This window comes from Rhizobium rosettiformans W3, from assembly GCF_004912135.1.
GTDB lineage: Bacteria > Pseudomonadota > Alphaproteobacteria > Rhizobiales > Rhizobiaceae > Allorhizobium > Allorhizobium rosettiformans.
In genome coordinates, this window is record NZ_STGU01000017.1 from 47,289 (window position 1) to 64,768 (window position 17,480).

The window sequence follows — 17,480 nt, forward strand, 5'->3', positions numbered from 1 at the left end:
CTGCCCTTAAAGCTGTGCAGTCCAGTCGAAGTCCTGGACATAAAGACCGATCGGGTTGAGGCGGATGATCGCCTCGTCCTGTGGAGCGGTGAGCGCGACCGTCGCGATGCCGCGGAACCGCCTCGTGCCGGTCTCCTTGCCCTTGCGATCGCGCTCATATTCGGTCCAGTCGATCTGATAGGTCTGGTTGGACAGCGCTACGATGTTGTTGACCTCGATGGCGACGGTCGATGTCTTCGCCTTTTCGAACGGCGAGTTGCCGCGGAACCAGGCATTGATCTTCTGGGTGGAAGGATCGGATGTCCTGAGCAGCGCGTAGGTCCGGTCGATGTATTGCTTCTGCACCACGGCATCCGGCGTGATCGATTTCAGGCTTGTGATGAAGTTGCCGAGCGTTGCGCGAACGACCCGGGCATCGGCGTACTCGATCTGCTGCGGGAAGCCTGCTGTCACCGACGTGCCGAGTTTATCGACTTCGACGATGTAGGGCACCAGCTTGACCTGCGTGCTGAGATACATGGCATAGGTGAAGCCAATCACGGCCATCGATAGCCCAAGAATGCCGACGATCCTCCATGCGCGTGCGGCCTGGACATAGGATCCATATCGTTCCGTCCATTCCTGCCGGGCGGCAAGGTAAGGGCTGTCGGGCGGCTGATTTGCTGCCATCGCTTTTGCCTTCCTGATAATTAGGTGTTGTGTCGTTCGGGAGGTGGTGTCGGGCTGCTATGCCCTGTGCGAGCCTGATCGAGCTTGGCGTTGGCGAGCCCCATGATCGAACCGGCATAGGCGCCGGGCGAACCGATCGCCTTTTCTTTCACGGCGGAGCTTGCGGCCCTTCCTGCCGATCCGATGCCAGCACTCATGCCGCGAAGTGTGGCACCTGCCACAGATGATCCCGCAGCCCGCGCGGATTGGGCTGCTGCAGCGCCTGCGCCCACTGCACCTGCGGCAAGCGATGCTGTGCCGAGAGCAAATGATGTCGTCTGGCCGCCGTGACGAATGGTTTCCATGCCGCCCGTGACGGATGCACCTTGAACGACGCCCTGGATGATGTTGGGAACGTACATTGCGATTATGAAGATCACGACAGAGATGCCCGCGATCGCCAAGGTGGTGATAAACTGATCTGTTTCCGCCGTCGGTCCTTGTGCCAGTCCGAGGAGCACTTCCGAGCCAATTTTAGCGATCATGACCAAGGCCATGAGCTTCATACCGACGCCGAAGGCATAGACCAGATAACGGACGGCAAAATCCTTGGTGAAGGACGAGCCGCCCAAGCCGAGCATGATCATGCCGGCGAGTAGTCCGACATACATCTCGACCATCACCGCGACGAAGATTGCGGCCACGAGCGAGAAGCAAATCACCACAACCCCCATCGCCAGGACGGCGGCGATCGCAAGCGCATTGTCCTCGAACACCCCGAACTTCGCCTGCTCGGACATCTGCGAAGCCACCCGTATACCGGCATCGAACACTTCGGCCGGCGAAGCCGATCCGCCGCCAGCGCCGATCTGATAGAGGCTGTTGACGACGTCCCTCGCAAGCGTTGGTCCCTGGGTTAGAACGAACGCGAAGAAGCCGATAAACATGATCCGTCTGACGAGTTCAGCGCACCAGCTATCAAGCGACGCGGCTTGTATGGCGAGCCAGACGGCGGCGATGCCGACCTCGATCCCCGCAAGGATCCAGAATAGCGACCTTGCCGCGTCCATTATGGTGGTCTCCCACCCCTTCGCGGCAGCAGAGACCTGGTTTTCAAGCTCTGTCAGGACCTGTCCTTGCTGCGCGAACGCTGGGGTGGCGAGGACCAGGCAGGCTATGCCGCCGAGCACGAAGGCTCGCTCAAGATTTCGCTTTACCATCGCGGCCGCATCTCCTGACTTTTTTCGATCGGGGGCAGCTCCTTGGATGTGCCGAAAAATTTCTCACGGGTGATCCGTTGCTCTTCGCTCATCTCGGGTGATGCCGGGGCGTTTGCCTGGACGAAATAAAAAGTGGTGGCGGAAGCCGCCGCAGCGACCATGACCAGCACCATGACGAGGACCGGGCGGCTCACCAGCGTGGCTCCATCTTCTGGCCACTCGGGATCGTGGTAACGTCGGCATTGAAGAATTTCTCACGCCGGGCCTGTGCGAGGTCCTTGTCCGTCTGCTCGGTCTGGAGCCATGTCCCCATCATCGTCATTTGCTGCGAGACAAGACCACGCAGCTTCTGCATTTGGGAAACCTGCTGGGCGGCAATCTGGTGTCCGACCTGGAGGGCCTTCATTTGGCCGTCGGCCGACTCCGACATCGATCGCAGCGAACTCATCGTGCCCTCCTCGGTATCGAACTGATCCGCTGTCAGACTGGCTGCTTTCAGAGTGCTGCCGATCGTGTCCCTGTTCGTGTCCGACCAGGATTGGTAGGTGTTCGAGAAAGACTCGGCGTTCGGCAGGTTGGTTTTCAGATCCGCATAGCTATTGAACCGCTGCTGAAGGACGTCGTCGGCATTGCCCATCGAGAAAGAGATGCTATGCCCTTGATCAACAATGCTGCGCAGACGGTTGAGATCGCTTTCGACCTGGCCCCAGATATGATCAGGGAGCTGCGCCGTGTTCTGCAGCATGTTCTCATAGATCTTCAGCTGGTTCTGGATTTGCTCGGCGAGTTGCGTGATCTGGGTCAACTGATTGTCGACCTGCAGGCCGGAGCTTTTCAGAAGGTCGATGAGCTGCGCATTGTTGGCGAGCTGCGTCCATTCGGTGGCAGCGCCCGTTGCTGACCCTGCATGGGCGGAAACAATCGGCGACAGCGCGATTGCCGCAGTCATCGTTGCGACGATCCAGTTACCGGACGTTGAGGTGCGACGTGGCATCGTGAACTCCTCTCGATTCAAGCCAATGGGTCGGCCATTCCTGGCCGTGTTCCGCCTTCAGCGCTCTGATGCGCTTGAGGTCTTCCTTTCCCGATGCGCCCACAAAGCTCAGCGCCACTGGCCCGAGCGACATGTCGAAGAGCCGCCGTCCGTCTGGCGTGGCGACGTAGTATTCGCGCTTGGGGATGGCACCCGAAACGATCTCGATCTGACGCTCGTTGAAGCCAATCCGTTCGTAGAATTCCCGCGTGCCCGGCTCGCGCGCAGCGCCATTCGGCAAGCAGATCTTGGTCGGGCAGGATTCCTTCAGCACGTCGATGATGCCGGAGCGCTCAGCGTCGGAGATGGATTGCGTCGCCAGAACGACCGCGCAATTGGCTTTGCGGAGAACCTTCAGCCATTCCCGGATCTTGTCGCGAAACACGGGATGGCCGAGCATCAGCCAAGCCTCGTCGAGGAGAATAAGACTAGGTGAGCCGTCGAGCCGCTTCTCGATCCGGTGGAAGAGATAGGTGAGGACGGGCACCAGATTACGCTCGCCCAAGTTCATGAGCTGCTCGATCTCGAAGCACTGAAACGCTCGAAGCGTCAGGCCATCCTCTTCAGCGTCTAGAAGCTGACCCATCGGGCCATCGACCGTATAGTGATAGAGTGCATCCTTGATTTCGCGCATCTGCACGCCGCTGACGAAGTCCGATAGCGACTTTCCGGGTGCTGTCGCCATCAGCCCGATCTGGCGAGAGATTGCATTACGGTGGTCCGGCGTGATGGAAACGCCCTGCAGGGCGACAAGCGTTTCCATCCACTCGGTCGCCCATGCTCGATCGCCATCTGTCGAAAGATCGAAGAGCGGGCAGAATGCCAGCGCTCTCCCCTCCCCCTTTTGGTCGTTGCCAATCTCGTAGTGATCGCCGCCGGCAGCAAGCGTCAGGGGCAGGAGCGAGTTGCCCTTGTCGAAGGCAAAAATCTGGGCACAATCATAGCGGCGGAACTGCGCAGCGATTAAGGCGAGCAGGGTCGATTTACCCGAACCTGTAGGTCCGAAGATCAGGGTGTGGCCGACATCGTCGACATGCAGGTTCAGTCGGAACGGGGTTGAGCCCGAAGCCACCTGCATCAGCGGCGGCGAGTTCGGTGGGAAGAACGGGCACGGCGCCACCGGATTTCCCGACCATACCGAGTTCAATGGAATGAGATCCGCTAGGTTGCTCGTGTTGATCAGCGGCTCACGGATATTGGCGTACCAGTTCCCCGGCAGGCTCCCGAGAAACGCATCTGTCGCGTTCAAGGTCTCGACACGTGCTCCGAACCCCTCGGCCTGGACCAGCCGGCGGATAGCCTCCGCCTTTTCCTGCAGGGCGTCGCGGTCTTCATCGAACAGGATCACGACCGGTGTATAGTAGCCGTATGCAACCAGCTGGGACGAAGCCTGAGCGATGGCGTCTTCGGTCTCGGCGACCATGGTCATGGCATCCTGATCGGCCGATCTGCTCTGCGTCTGGAAAAGCTGATCGAAGAATGGGCGAACCTTCTGCTGCCATTTCTTCCGCGTGCGTTCGAGCTTCTGGCGTGCCTCTTCCGCATCAAGGAAGATGAAGCGCGACGACCAGCGGTAGGTAAGCGGCATCAAGTCGAGATTGTTGAGGATGCCGGGCCAGCTCTCGGCAGGCAGGCCATCTATGGCGACAACCGCGAGGAACCGGTTCTCTACCTTTGGCGTCAGGCCGTGCTCCAGCTCAGCCGTTGCCAGCCAGTCGAGATACATCGGGACTTCCGGCAGCCGGACCGGATGGCTCTCCCCCGTGATACAAAAACGAACGAACTGCAGGAGGTCGTCATAGCGCGCGACCCGCTCCCCTCCCCTCTCGCGAACTTCGCGGGTCTGCATGCGGGCGATCGACAGGGTGTTGGCCAGATACTGTTCGATTTCCCGGATCGCGTTTCGAAACACTGATAGCACTGTGTCTGCATAGGATTTCTTCCGGCTCTCCTCGTCCGAGTAGATGTATTTGGCTAACGCGGTCTTCTTCGACTCGAGCGGCCGGTAGGTGAGAATGATCGCATGCTTGCTCTCGAAATGCCCCTGCTCACGCCTGAAGTGGGCTCTCCGCTCCAAATCGATCGCGCGAGTGACAGGATCGGGAAAATGGCACTGGTCAGGCGTGGGGTAGTCGACCGTTGGCACTCGGATGGCCTCGACCTGGATCATCCACCCGGTCCCGAGACGCGACAGGATCGCATTGATCTGCCGAGAAAGCTCGTTGCGTTCGAGGTCGGTGGCGCTTTCGGAGTCCGGACCCGCGAAGTACCAGCCAGCCATCAGGCTGCCGTCCTTCAGAAGCAGGACGCCGTTGTCGACTAGGCCGGCATAGGGAACCAGATCAGCGAACGAGGGACCTGTTGCGCGGAAATGTTTGAGGGCAGCCATTGGACAGCTCTAGTACTTGCGCCACGGCGCGGCCGTCGGCCGGTAGTGGGATTTGTAGGAAATGTGACGGGCATAGACCTGCCGCATCAGCGGGTCAGACTTGGCCATCATTCGAAGTAGTCCGACGATGACGATCCAGACGGCCACGCCAAAGAGCGCCGAATAGACCGTCAGCACCACGAAGATTAGGATCACGGCCGCAAGCCCGGTGATCAGCACCAGCTCACGGTCGGCACCCATCAGGAGGTTTGGTCGAGACAGTGCGCGATGAATGCGATTGCGGCGGAGGCTCACGTAGCCCCCTCCCCCGCTCTGTCCAAAATGACCTGCGTGACCTGCTCTTTCGGTAGGCCGATTGACGCACCGGTGGCGCCGAAGAGGCCGACGATCGTCGTGGCACCAAGCAAGATTCCGGCGACCAGGACGACATAGACCAGTCTGCGAGCGAAGTCGTTGAGCTCGCCACCGAAAATCAGCATACCTCCGGCGATAGCGACTGCGGCGAGTGCGATATACCCCGCAACCGGACCAGTGATGGACTCCTGGATCTGCTCAAGCGGTCCTTCCCAGGGAAGGCTTCCGCCTGAACTGGCGAAAGTCGGTGATGCAACGGCGATCGCTGCGATAGCGATAGCCGCAATGGTTGGGGCTGACTTCTCAAGCTGCATCGCGGCTGTCCTCGGCATAAGCTTCAGTTAGGTACTGCCCTCCGGCAAAGCGGGTCACATGAAGGATCTCATTGACCCGGCGTCCTTTGGCCGTTCGTTCGATCGAAACGATAAGATCGACCGCATCTCCGATGACTGCCTGCATCGGTTGATGACTGGCCTCGGCCGTCAGCTGCTCAAGGCGTTGCAGCGCTGATCGTGCGCTGTTTGCATGGATTGTTGCGACCCCGCCGGGGTGTCCCGTGTTCCAGGCCTTGAGCATAGTCAGTGCTGCGCCGTCGCGAACCTCGCCGACGATGATCCGATCTGGTCTCAAGCGCATCGTGCTTTTCAAGAGACGCGACATATCGACGGCGTCGCTGGTGTGCAGGCTGACTGCGTTGTGCGCGGCACATTGAATCTCAGCGGTGTCTTCCAAAATGACCAAGCGGTCATCGGGGGAACTTGCAACGATCTCGGCGATGATCGCGTTTGTCAGCGTGGTCTTGCCGGAACCCGTGCCGCCGGCAACCAGGATGTTGAGCTTCGAAGCAATTGCGCTTCGAATGACGTCGGCATGCTTCGCGGTCATCACCTGGACGGACACATAGTCGTCGAGCGGTATGAGACGCGACGCACGACGGCGGATGGTGAACGACGGGCCTGAAACGACGGGAGGCAGTAGTCCTTCAAAGCGATGCCCGCCGATTGGCAGTTCGCCTGAAACGATCGGGCGATCATCATCGACCTCGGAGTTGAGAACATGAGCGACGCTGCCGATGACGGTTTCTGCCGCAGACCGTGTCATCTCTCCTGCTGCGGCGATCCCGTGACCAAGCCTTTCGATGAACAGCCGACCGTCAGGATTCAGCATGATCTCAACGACACCAGGGTCTTCGAGAGCTATGCAAAGATGGTCTCCCAGCGCGTTCTGCAGTTTGCTGACGAGGCGGGGAAGTGAGCGGTTTTGTGTGCCGAGCATAATCAGGCCGCTTCCTTTTTGAGGGTTGAGAAGTTTGATGAATAGGTGCCGGGGCGAAGGCGATCGAAGCTCACCCAATCTGCTGGAAGCCTTCCGGCGATACTTCGCGTCTCATTGATTTGAATGGGTGAGCCTAGGCGCTTGAGCGGCCGGCCGACGCGACGAAGGATACGCTCCAACCGGACGTCCGTTGCGGTGAGGATCTCGGAGTAACCACTAAGTATGCTCCACTCGACGATCCCGGCGAACATTGTGAGCGTCGCAGCGTGAAGGCCCGACTGCTGTTGCCTTCCAGCGGCTTCCGTATCGACACAAAATCGAGAACTTTCGATCATGCGGGCATGAACTCGCAGATGAGCTGATTCTAGAAGCTGCGGAAATACCCTCTCCAACATCGTGCCGCTCGTGGCGGGCAGGAGCCGCGCACAGCCAATCACAGCATCGGAACGGTCAATGCATAGGATGTACGTCGGCTTTAGCTCATCGAAGTTGTCTATCTCGAGGCCGGATGTGCAACGGACGTTCCAGGCCAGTCTGCCGCGGAAGATGCGGGCGCGAAGACGGTGCATGTCGTGAATGAGGCGGTGTTCTGCTTCGGTCTCTGGATTACTGATCCCAACGATGCGCATCGGGCAAATCTCCCCTGCTCTGACGGTGCGAGGAGCTTTGCCGGGCCATCCAGCTTTGATCTACTGCCAAAAGTGTCAGCTGCTGATTCTAGCTCAGTCGGCTGCGAGCCTATCGTTTCGAGTTCGGCGGGATGCCTCAGTGACTAACAATAGTGTTAGTAAGACGCTCTGACCGCGAAGCCGCAGAATCCGCTAAGCTATTGGTCGAAAAGCGGAATGGCTGAGCCGAACGATCTGCGTGTGAGCTCCCTCCTGAGCTGTTAAGGTTTTGTTAACCCTATTTCTCTTGCAGACCAACGGGAATCGTGACTTATCCTAGAGACGGAAATAGCGCGTCTGACGCTAAAAAACCGTCTGAGGATAGAGGCAAAAGTGAACGTGATCGATCGCAACATCGGAAAACCATCAACTTCAGCCAACATTACTCAGCGCGCTGAAGCGCTTTCAGCGAGGCTCCGAGCCGTAGGAGAGCGCGCATTCCCACCAACGGCACAGAAGTCCCTGCGATCATTTACCTCCGGGGAAGTTGCAGAGATTGTTGGCGTGTCTGACGGCTATCTTCGACAGCTGTCGATTGACGGGTTGGGGCCAACACCGGATTTGGGTAACGGCGGGCGCCGATCTTACTCTCTTGAACAGATCAACGAACTCAGGCGCTATCTCGCCACTGCCCGGCCCAAGGAAGCTGTAAGATTCTTCCCGCAGCGGCGCAGCGGTGAAAAGTTGCAGGTGATCACGGTCGCAAACTTCAAGGGTGGGTCAGCCAAAACGACTACTTCTGTCTACCTCGCACAGGGGCTCGCTCTTCAGGGTTACCGGGTTCTCGCGATCGACTTGGATCCGCAGGCATCCCTCTCAGCGATGTTTGGTTATCAGCCAGAGTTTGACGTCGCCGAGAACACCACCTTGTACGGTGCCATCCGGTACGATGAAGAACGAGTACTGATGAAGGACGTGGTCCGTCCGACCTATTTCACAGGGATTAGCATTGTGCCCGGCAACCTGGAACTGATGGAGTTCGAGCATCAGACTCCAAGATTCATGCTGCAGAATAGGGGGAAAGCGGAGGATCTCTTCTTCCGTCGCGTGGCAGGAGCGATCGCTCAGGTGGAGGACGACTTTGACGTTGTCGTCGTCGATTGCCCACCGCAATTGGGTTTCCTTACCATGGGCGCCTTGAATGCCGCCACTGGCATGATCGTCACCGTGCATCCCCAGATGGTTGATGTCGCCTCCATGAGTCAGTTCTTGTTGATGACCTCCGACCTGGTCTCCGTGATCGAGGAAGCCGGTGGTCGCCTAGATTACGACTTCCTTCGCTTCCTGGTCACGCGGCATGATCCTCGCGACGTTCCAGAGCAAGAGATTGTTGGTTTGATGCGAGACGTATTTGGTGCCGACGTGATGTCTGCAACCGCATGGAAGTCGACGGCCATTGCCAATGCTGGGCTTACAAAGCAGTCGCTCTACGAGCTGACTAGAGGTGCAGTTGGGCGGTCCACTTATGATCGAGCCATGGAGTCAATCAACGCAGTAAACGAAGAAGTCGTTGGGCTCCTGAACCAGGTATGGCAGCGGTGAATTTAGTTTGGGTCATTATTTTTCAATGGCTTAAGCTGTTGTCAGCTGACTACAGATGACGGCGCCCTGCATTGACGGCCCCGAGAGGATAAGATGAGTAAACGCACACAATCGATCCGATCTCTTTTCGCAGCAGATTCCGGCTCCGCGTCTGCAGAGGGTGTCAGGCCTCCGGTTGAGCGGGTCGCATCCGGAGCGGTTCGCTCATTGAAGGATACATTCTCCGAGGTTGAAAGGGACTACGAAGAGCTGAAGCGTCAGGTTTCGAGCGGCGCTGTTCCTGTCGAGCTTGATACCGAATTGCTCGACCCCTCCCCTTTCGCAGACAGGTTCGCTGACCAGGACCTAGCGGCTGTCGAGGCGCTGAAAACGTCTTTTCAGGAACATGGCCAGGAAATCCCGATCCTTGTTCGAGTTCATCCAAGCTCTCCCGGTCGTTATCAAATTGCCTATGGCCATCGGCGAGTAAAAGCGGCCTCGGATCTTGGTCTCAAAGTTAAAGCCTACGTCCGGGAGCTGGACGACGATCGGCTCATCGTTGCACAAGGCGTCGAGAACTCAGCCCGTGAAGATCTGACATTCATCGAACGTGCAACGTTTGCTTTGAGGCTTGAAGACGGAGGTTTCCAACGGGCTCTAATTCAGACAGCACTCTCTGTTGACCGCCAGGAAGCCTCGAAGCTTGTAACGGTGGCCCGGGCCGTTCCGCAGTGGATAGTCACGGCCATCGGTCGAGCTCCAAAGATTGGTCGTCCAAGATGGCAGGAGCTGGCCGAACTGTTGAAGGAAACAGGTGCGGAAACAAAAATCCGGAAAGCCATCGAGCACGCCACTTTTCGGCATAAGGACAGCGATGAGCGATTTGCGGTCGTCCTTCGTGCCGCGAAGGCGAAGAATGAGGCCAGCTCGGCGCCGACAAATCGCACATTGGTCGCGAAACTCTCCGATGGCACTGAGATCGCAAGACTGGCCGTTTCTGGCAAATCTTGCAAAATTCAGCTTGATCGAACTCGTGATGAGGATTTCGCATCATTCGTGATGCAGCAGCTTCCGGAACTCTATTCGAGTTTCAAAAACCAAACTCAATCACCGAGCAAAGAGACTGAAGGGAGATAGCAAAAGAAAAAGGCCCCCAAACGTTGCCGTCATGGAAGCCTCTCTCATTGGTCTAAGCAGCCTGAGAATCGCATTTTCATGAATCGCAGTCAAGAGTCTTTGGCATCGTTTTGGTGAGCGGATTTCTTTTGCCTGAAGAAAGGCGAAGGAATATGCAGACTGGAAATGTGACGACGCCCTTTGGGCGGCGGCCGGCTGTGCTTGCCCTTGTGAAGAGGCAGCTCCAGGCGTCCGATACAAAACCATACCGCCCGGTCGAAAAATGGAAGGTGTTTCGCGACGCCTGTGAGGCCCGTGAACGCCTCGGCCTTCAGGACAGGGCGCTGGCTGTGCTTGATGCGCTTTTGACTTTTTATCCGCAGAACGAGCTCGACGGCGATAGTGGATTGGTGGTCTTTCCGTCCAATGCCCAGCTGTCTGTCCGAGCGCACGGCATTACCGGAACGACCTTGCGGCGGCATTTGGCTGCCCTGGTCGAAGCCGGGCTCATCCAGCGAAAGGATAGTCCGAACGGAAAGCGTTACGCTCACCGGGACAAGAGTGGCGATATCGAGCAAGCCTTTGGGTTTGATCTTTCTCCACTTTTGGCTCGTGCTGCGGAACTTGCGATTCTGGCACAGGAAGTCGCTGCCGAACGCCTGCAGTTCAGGCGAGCCAAAGAGGCCCTGACTATCTGCCGGCGCGATGTGCGCAAGCTGATCTCCGCCGCGATGGAGGAGGGGGCTGACGGCGACTGGGAAGCCATCGAAGACATGTATGTCGGCATTGTCAGCCGACTTCCCCGCAATCCTGATCGTCACCAGGTGGACGCAATCCTCGACGAGATGCAGCTTTTGCGCACCGAAATCCTCAACCTTCTGGAAAATCAGTTAGATTCTCACAATATGGACGGCAATGCTGTTCAAAATGGCTGCCACATACAGAATTCAAAACCCGAATCCATCCATGAATTTGAACCTAGCTCTAGAAAGGAGCAGGGCGGAGCCGTCGAGCTGGAAGTAGCACCCAAAGCGGTTACTCAGCCGTTGGCAAAGCCGGAACAGATGAAGGCGTTCCCGCTGTCGATGGTCCTGAAAGCCTGCCCGCAGATATCGGACTACGGGCCCGGGGGCACGATCTCCCATTGGCGCGAGCTGATGGGGGCCGCGGTGGTGGTTCGATCGATGCTTGGCGTCAGCCCGTCGGCTTATGAGGAAGCGTGTGAGGTGATGGGGCCGGAGAACGCGGCGGTTGCCATGGCTGCAATCCTGGAGAGGGCAGGGCATATCAACTCGGCAGGTGGATATCTCCGCGATCTCACGCGCCGGGCGAGGGGAGGGGAGTTCGGACTGGGACCGATGCTGATGTCGCTGATGCGTGCAAATGCGAACAGCGATCGGAAAACGGGGTGAGCGGTTGTAACGGCGCAACGGGTAGCGGGCTTAGTCGTACGGTAGTCGTGCCGCTTCTCATGTAGCATTCGTTTCACGGTTTCTTGATTTGCTAGGAGTCAAAGCGCACCAAGAACGTCTCAATAGCTTCTAGACCGCCGGAGCAACAAGCGGCCTGATTTCGGGGAATTGGGGACAGGCTGGCGAATACGATGAACGGATGATTTGAGACTTTAGCCGTAAATCGCCGATCATAAACCGCTGCTTTAGGTTTTTGCCAGATATTGAGCATGAACTCTATTGACGATTTGGGCTTGTCACTGCGTCCTCCAGGACGACCGAAAGCGCAGCGTCGTCTCTTCTAGTTGAGTGTTCGGGGCGTAGCGTGACGGTGAGCGAGAATGGATGACGTCTGGAAAGTTCTTGCTGGCAATCTTGCCGCCGTCGCATTGATAGTCTCGATCTGGACACATCTCTCATACCGCTTCTACCAATTGCCGCCCAAGCTGCGCTGCGCTGGCCTTGGGGTCGCAATGGGCCTAGCGGCAATCGCCTCAATGCTACTCTCGGTCCGCTTCGATGTCGGGGTCATCTTTGACCTCCGCCTTGCGATCATAGAGTCCGCTGCTGTATTCGGTGGGCCAGGCCCTGCGCTGATTACCGCCATTTTGGCTGCGTGCTTCCGCCTTTACCTCGGCGGGGCAGGGGTGACGCCTGGTTTGACCGCAATCGCCATTGTTTTCGTACTTGGAAGTGCACTCTGGTTTTTTGCAGGCAGGAAGCCAATGAGCCATGCGCCATCGATCCTGAGTGCCGCTGTGCTTGCGGGCTGCCTTTCGATTGCAGTCCTTGCACTTCTTCCTGCAGCTGATTTCCAGCGGGCCGTTGACGAGGTGGGACTACCAATCGCCGTTTTGAACTTTGCAACGACAGCCGCTATTGGTTTCTTCCTCGCCTATTTCCGTCGTTTCACGCTGGAACGCGATATTCTATACGCTGCTCTCACACAGGCGCCCGACTATCACTACGTCAAAGACCTGAAACACCGTTTCGTTGTCGCGAACCTCAATGTTGCTCGCCACAATGGGCGCGCGCGGTCGTCTGAAATGGTTGGGCTGACGGATCATGATCTCGCTCCTAAGGAGAGAGCCGAGCAGTTGATGGCAGTCAAGGCCGATGTCATGCGAACTGGGCAGCCGCTGGACCATTTTGAAGAGTTTCTCATCGAAGAGGGTAAACCGCCACGATGGTACTCGACCTCAAAAGTACCTCTGAAAAACCGACAAGGTGACATGGTCGGGTTGGCCGGGGTAACGGTCGACATTACTGAGAAAAAGCTTCTCGAGCAGGAACTCCGGTCCAGCAGGAATATCATGGCGCAGGCCATGGCCGAAATGTCCGACGGGCTCGCAATGTTCGGGCCGGATGGGAACATCGTGTTCTGCAATGAACGGTACCGAGAACTCTTCCCGAAATCCGCTTATGCCCGCAAGGAAGGCGCACACATCACCGACATTGTTAGGGCTACTGTGCGCAACGGGGAGCGGAAGGATTTGCCTATCGATCTGGACGAGGAGAGCATTCAGGCGGCCGCCAAGACGCTCTTCATCAACAAGGACGAAGTCATCCCACTTGCAGACGGTCGCTGGTTGTCCTTAAGAACACGGGTGACCGAGGATCGCCACGTACTGGCACTCGTCTCCGATATCACTGCAATGAAGGAGTCCGAGCTTTCCCTCAAGAGCTTTGCCGAACAAATGAAAGGCTTAGCTGAGACAGACGCGCTGACTGGACTATCTAATCGTCGATCGTTCGACGATGGCCTGCAGCGCGAATTCGAGGCAGCGAAACAGACCGGTCGGCCTCTGTCTGTGCTTCTGATCGATGTCGACAGATTCAAGGCATACAACGACCGCTACGGACATCTTCCCGGTGACGTTTGCCTGAAATCAGTTGCGGCGGCAATTGCGACTGGGGTTAGACGGTCTGGCGACATCACGGCGCGGTTTGGAGGCGAGGAATTCGCAGTTCTCCTACCTGACACTGACGGCGACATGGCGATCGCAATCGCTGAGAAGATCAGAACGTCGATTAGGAAACTTAGCATCCTACACGAAGACAGCGAATATGGGATCGTAACCGTCAGCGTAGGCGCCACCGTTTTCACGCCCCTTGCGTCCATAGGCGACCCAACCGAGCTCGTCGAACGAGCCGATCTGGCGCTGTACCAGGCAAAGAATGCTGGTCGGAATTGCGTCAGATTTCACAGATTGGCTGACGATTACGCGAAAGACTTCGCTTGACCATCGGAACATTGCAACTCTGCCTCCGGCAGACCCTGCGCCGTTTATACTGCCGGAGTTGCCGCTCATTAAATGAGTTCAGTCGATGGCCGAGAGAAGCACTTCGGATGTTAATTGCCCCTGCTCGGGGACAAAAGGTCGCAACCGAAGTCGATAGTCTGACCGATGATCCAGCTGATGTAGAAGCTCGCATGCAGCTGAACCTATTTAGATCCCCGAAAATCTTTGGCGCTCATGCCCACCCAAGACTTAAAGGACTTCTGAAAATACGCGATACTTCGAAATCCCAAACTCTCAGAGACTTGACCGATAGGCACTTCTCCCGAAGCCAGAAGCAATTTTGCGCGCTCCATACGGCGTCGAAGTACATGCTGATGTGGGGTTTCTCCGGTGGCCGCCTTGAATGATCTGCTGAAATGAAACCGGCTCAGACCAGTGATTTCCGCCAGCGTTGACAGGGTCAAATCCGAACCGAGGTTCTCCTCCACGAATTCTTCAATGAGAGTGAGAGATGCCTTGCCAATTGGATGAGCCGCCTCAACTTCCTTCCTCGATGTCTGATGGATCGCCAAGATGGTGACGAGCCCCAACGCCTCTTCGTACAAGCTATCGGGATGATCTTGCGCCAAGAGCCGAGCCCATTGACGCATATATCTCTCTACATCGTCGCTCCTGTAATAAACCTTCTCATACACACGCTCGGCAAATCGCACGCCAAGTTCCTCTCGCATGGAGAGGGGATCAAAATAGATGGCAGTGAACGAGTTCTTTCGTCTGCTCAACCTGGACCAGCCGGAGACGCGCGCGCCGCGAGGGACATAGGTAAGCGTATGGCGCAGATCCCGACGGGTGTCTTCTGCCCCATCTCCGGCACGTATGGCTCCGTCTTCGAGGACAATATCATGGTAGGCGCAGAAATGTAGGTTACTCGTCCAATCATAGCTGAAAGCAGCAGCTAACTCAGGACGGACGTATTCTACGCTGAAGCCATGATGCGTTCTCACCAGCCGCTGTGGGGGATGGGCAATACCCCGCAGGTCAAGCAATTCTTTTTGTTCCATTTTCAGTGCATTCTTGCGCTCTGGATCAAATTATTGCTACCTAAAACGCTCCCCAACGTAACCGCTTGAAGCGCGTGCGAACAAGTTCAAGTCTCTCTAATGCCTTCAGGACCGCCTGCCAATTAGCCCTCGAAAATGGCCGTGAAAGCGGCCCGTATTGATCCGCCAAACCAGACATTTAGAGTTTTAGCATGCACCGAAAGACCTCCGCACTCACAGGTAACCGACTGCTTGGCCTCGGTCGCAATGCACTGCTCGGTTTGCTAGCGGCAATTGCATTCTTCGTCGCAAGTGCCTCACTGTCTTATCTGACAGTGCAGAACATCAAGGGCAACAGCGCTCGGGTGACCCAAACCCATGCATTGATCGTCGCCCTCGACCTGCTTCTGATTGACGTGCAGGACGCAGAGACGGGCCTACGGGGCTATCTTCTGACGGGAGACGATGGATACCTCGACCCTTACAATCGCGCGATGTCTCAGGTCGAGAACCGCATCGAGACGCTCGATTCAATTGCCACACCGGAAATGCACGAACGCGGCGGGCCATCCGAGTTGCGAGCCTTCGCTGTTTCCAAACTCGGCACCATGAGGGAGACGCTCCGTCTTTACGGGGAAGAGGGCGAGGCCGCAGCAGTGGCCTTCATGAGGACCGACCGAGGTCGCAGCGATATGGATGGTATCCGAGACACGGTCGGGCAACTGAGACTTGAGGCGGGCGAAGACCGTGCGCAGGCGTTGCGGGAGCGAGACAGATCATTCGTGGTCGCATGGACGAGCGGGATAGCGACGGGGGTCGTTGGAATCATCCTCACTTTGATCATCTCTGCATTGCTGAGGAAAACTGCCCTTGCGCAGAAGCGAGAGCAGTGGCTGAGAGATGCCCAACTTGGCCTGGGGTCGGCGGTATCTGGCGAGCAGCCACTTGCTCAGCTCGGCCAGAATATCCTTGGCTTCCTGACCAACTATCTCGGCGCGGTCGCAGGTGCCATTTATGTCGAAAATGCCGGCCGCTTTCATCGCATGGCCGTCCACGGCGTGCCTTCAGAAGTGATCCTGCCTACAAGCTTTGGCCAAAACGACAGCCTGTTCGGCCATGTGTTGCGGGATCACCGTCCGATCGCGGTTGGCGAGGTTCCGGATGGCTACATCAACTTCGGCTCGGCTCTTGGACAGCAGAAACCACGTTATCTCGCCTTGGCGCCTGCGATCGTTGAAGGGGATGTAAGAGGCGTTTTTGAACTCGGCTTCCTGTCTCCGATCAGCGATCAGACTCTGGTGCTTCTTGAACAGGTCTCAGAGCTGATTGCCGTCGCCATCCGTTCGGCTGAATTCAGAACCCGCCTCCAGGCTCTTTTGGAGGAGACCCAGCGTCAGTCGGAGGAACTGCAGGTCCAGGGCGAGGAGCTGCGCGTTTCGAACGAGGAGCTGGAAGAACAAGGACGCGCACTTCGCGAACAACAGACCCGCCTGGAACAGCAGCAGGCAGAACTCGAACAGACCAACTCGCAGCTTGAGGAGCAAGCGGAAGAACTGGAACGACAACGGGACAATCTTGAACGGTCGAAAGACGCCATCGAGGCCAAGGCGAAGGAAGTGGAACTCGCCAGCCGCTACAAATCAGACTTCCTCGCGAACATGTCGCACGAGCTGCGAACACCGCTCAACTCTTCGCTCATCCTCGCCAAACTCCTGGCTGACAATTCCGAAGGCAATCTGACTGCCCAGCAGGTCCAATTCGCCCAGACCATTCAGTCATCGGGCAATGATCTGTTGAACCTGATCAATGACATCCTGGACTTGTCCAAGATCGAAGCAGGACATGTGGAGATCAATGCGGAAGCGGTGTCCATCGAGAGGACCGTCAATGGGCTTCGTCACATGTTTGAACCGCTCGCAACCAACAAGGGTCTGCAGTTCAACGTCTCGGTCGAGGCGGGCGTGCCCGCAGTCATCCAGACCGATCCGCAGCGCCTTGAGCAGGTTCTCAAGAACCTCTTGGCGAATGCGCTGAAGTTCACCGAAAACGGCGGCGTCTCGCTAACTGTTAGCCGTCGCGATGACAACCAGGTCGCCTTTTCGATCAAGGATACGGGCATCGGGATTGCGGACGAGCAGAAAAATCGGATCTTTGAAGCCTTCCATCAGGCGGACAGCACCATTAGCCGCAAGTTCGGTGGCACCGGGCTTGGTCTGTCGATTTCTCGCGAACTCGTGCGCTTGCTTGGAGGCCGCTTCCAGCTTCAAAGCCAGCTTGGCGCGGGCAGCACGTTCACGGTCATCATCCCGGCCGAGTTCGACAGTGCGCTGGTCCAGGCTCCGAAACAGGATTTTGCCCCGCCCGTCGCGTCCGCTGCAGAACCCGTCTTCCGCACAGAAGCAGAGAGCACTGCACAAAAGCCGAAGGCCGTCGCAATCGTCGATGACGACCGTGCAGCATCCGAGGCAACAGCCCGCAAGCTACTGATTGTCGAGGACGATCAATCGTTTGCACTCATCCTG

Annotated in this window: 15 protein-coding genes; 5 read left to right on the top strand and 10 right to left on the bottom strand. The window is 57.3% G+C overall.

Features of this window, described 5'->3' with window-relative positions; translation table 11 throughout:
* Nucleotides 1-6: 6 nt before the first annotated feature.
* Genes FAA86_RS21255 through traI form a run of 9 tightly spaced genes read right to left on the bottom strand, consistent with a single transcriptional unit; the run spans nucleotide 7 to nucleotide 7,548 of the window.
* On the bottom strand, nucleotides 7-669 hold the full coding sequence (locus tag FAA86_RS21255; protein ID WP_097143207.1) for a conjugal transfer protein TrbF: 663 nt from the start codon (nucleotides 667-669) through the stop codon (nucleotides 7-9).
* 20 nt (nucleotides 670-689) lie between these two features.
* Entirely contained in the window at nucleotides 690-1,868 is a 1,179-nt protein-coding gene (gene trbL, locus FAA86_RS21260; protein ID WP_136542998.1) for a P-type conjugative transfer protein TrbL, read from the bottom strand.
* Nucleotides 1,862-2,041: an entry exclusion protein TrbK gene (gene trbK, locus FAA86_RS21265; RefSeq protein WP_210309990.1), complete on the bottom strand. Its 180-nt coding sequence runs from the start codon at nucleotides 2,039-2,041 to the stop codon at nucleotides 1,862-1,864. Before trbK ends, trbL begins: the two co-directional genes overlap by 7 nt.
* Nucleotides 2,042-2,058: 17 nt before the next feature.
* Entirely contained in the window at nucleotides 2,059-2,862 is an 804-nt protein-coding gene (trbJ, locus tag FAA86_RS21270; RefSeq protein WP_136542999.1) for a P-type conjugative transfer protein TrbJ, read from the bottom strand.
* Nucleotides 2,834-5,290 (bottom strand): conjugal transfer protein TrbE, encoded by a 2,457-nt coding sequence (locus FAA86_RS21275; RefSeq protein ID WP_136543000.1) that lies wholly within the window; start codon nucleotides 5,288-5,290, stop codon nucleotides 2,834-2,836. Before FAA86_RS21275 ends, trbJ begins: the two co-directional genes overlap by 29 nt.
* Nucleotides 5,291-5,299: 9 nt before the next feature.
* Nucleotides 5,300-5,584, bottom strand: a complete 285-nt coding sequence (locus tag FAA86_RS21280) for a conjugal transfer protein TrbD (RefSeq protein ID WP_113426515.1) — start codon at nucleotides 5,582-5,584, stop codon at nucleotides 5,300-5,302.
* The gene (locus FAA86_RS21285) at nucleotides 5,581-5,958 is read right to left on the bottom strand and encodes a TrbC/VirB2 family protein (protein ID WP_097143212.1); all 378 of its coding nucleotides are present in this window, start codon (nucleotides 5,956-5,958) and stop codon (nucleotides 5,581-5,583) included. The genes FAA86_RS21280 and FAA86_RS21285 overlap by 4 nt, the downstream gene beginning before the upstream one ends.
* Nucleotides 5,948-6,919, bottom strand: a complete 972-nt coding sequence (gene trbB, locus FAA86_RS21290; RefSeq protein ID WP_136543001.1) for a P-type conjugative transfer ATPase TrbB — start codon at nucleotides 6,917-6,919, stop codon at nucleotides 5,948-5,950. The genes FAA86_RS21285 and trbB overlap by 11 nt, the downstream gene beginning before the upstream one ends.
* Before the next feature lie 2 nt (nucleotides 6,920-6,921).
* A complete protein-coding gene (traI, locus tag FAA86_RS21295) occupies nucleotides 6,922-7,548 on the bottom strand; it encodes an acyl-homoserine-lactone synthase (RefSeq protein WP_136543002.1) in 627 nt (208 codons plus the stop codon).
* A gap of 372 nt (nucleotides 7,549-7,920) precedes the next feature.
* On the opposite strand from traI, the gene repA reads away from it, so the two are divergent.
* The 4 genes from repA to FAA86_RS21315 all read left to right on the top strand — a co-directional run bounded on the left by repA (nucleotide 7,921) and on the right by FAA86_RS21315 (nucleotide 13,918).
* Nucleotides 7,921-9,129 carry a plasmid partitioning protein RepA gene (gene repA, locus FAA86_RS21300; RefSeq protein WP_064334277.1) on the top strand — a complete coding sequence of 403 codons (1,209 nt, stop codon included), beginning with the start codon at nucleotides 7,921-7,923 and terminating at the stop codon, nucleotides 9,127-9,129.
* Between the two features lie 93 nt (nucleotides 9,130-9,222).
* A complete protein-coding gene (gene repB, locus FAA86_RS21305; protein ID WP_136543003.1) occupies nucleotides 9,223-10,245 on the top strand; it encodes a plasmid partitioning protein RepB in 1,023 nt (340 codons plus the stop codon).
* Nucleotides 10,246-10,397: 152 nt separating this feature from the next.
* Entirely contained in the window at nucleotides 10,398-11,636 is a 1,239-nt protein-coding gene (gene repC / locus FAA86_RS21310; RefSeq protein WP_136543004.1) for a plasmid replication protein RepC, read from the top strand.
* A 380-nt stretch (nucleotides 11,637-12,016) separates the two neighbouring features.
* Complete coding sequence (locus FAA86_RS21315; RefSeq protein WP_136543005.1) at nucleotides 12,017-13,918, top strand: diguanylate cyclase; 1,902 nt, start codon at nucleotides 12,017-12,019, stop codon at nucleotides 13,916-13,918.
* A gap of 203 nt (nucleotides 13,919-14,121) precedes the next feature.
* Here the strand turns inward: FAA86_RS21315 and FAA86_RS21320 are convergent, their stop codons facing one another.
* A complete protein-coding gene (locus FAA86_RS21320) occupies nucleotides 14,122-14,979 on the bottom strand; it encodes a helix-turn-helix transcriptional regulator (protein ID WP_136543006.1) in 858 nt (285 codons plus the stop codon).
* A 191-nt stretch (nucleotides 14,980-15,170) separates the two neighbouring features.
* Between FAA86_RS21320 and FAA86_RS21325 the strand changes: the two genes are divergently transcribed.
* Nucleotides 15,171-17,480 (top strand): ATP-binding protein (locus FAA86_RS21325; protein ID WP_136543007.1); only part of this gene is annotated, 2,310 nt, incomplete at its 3' end.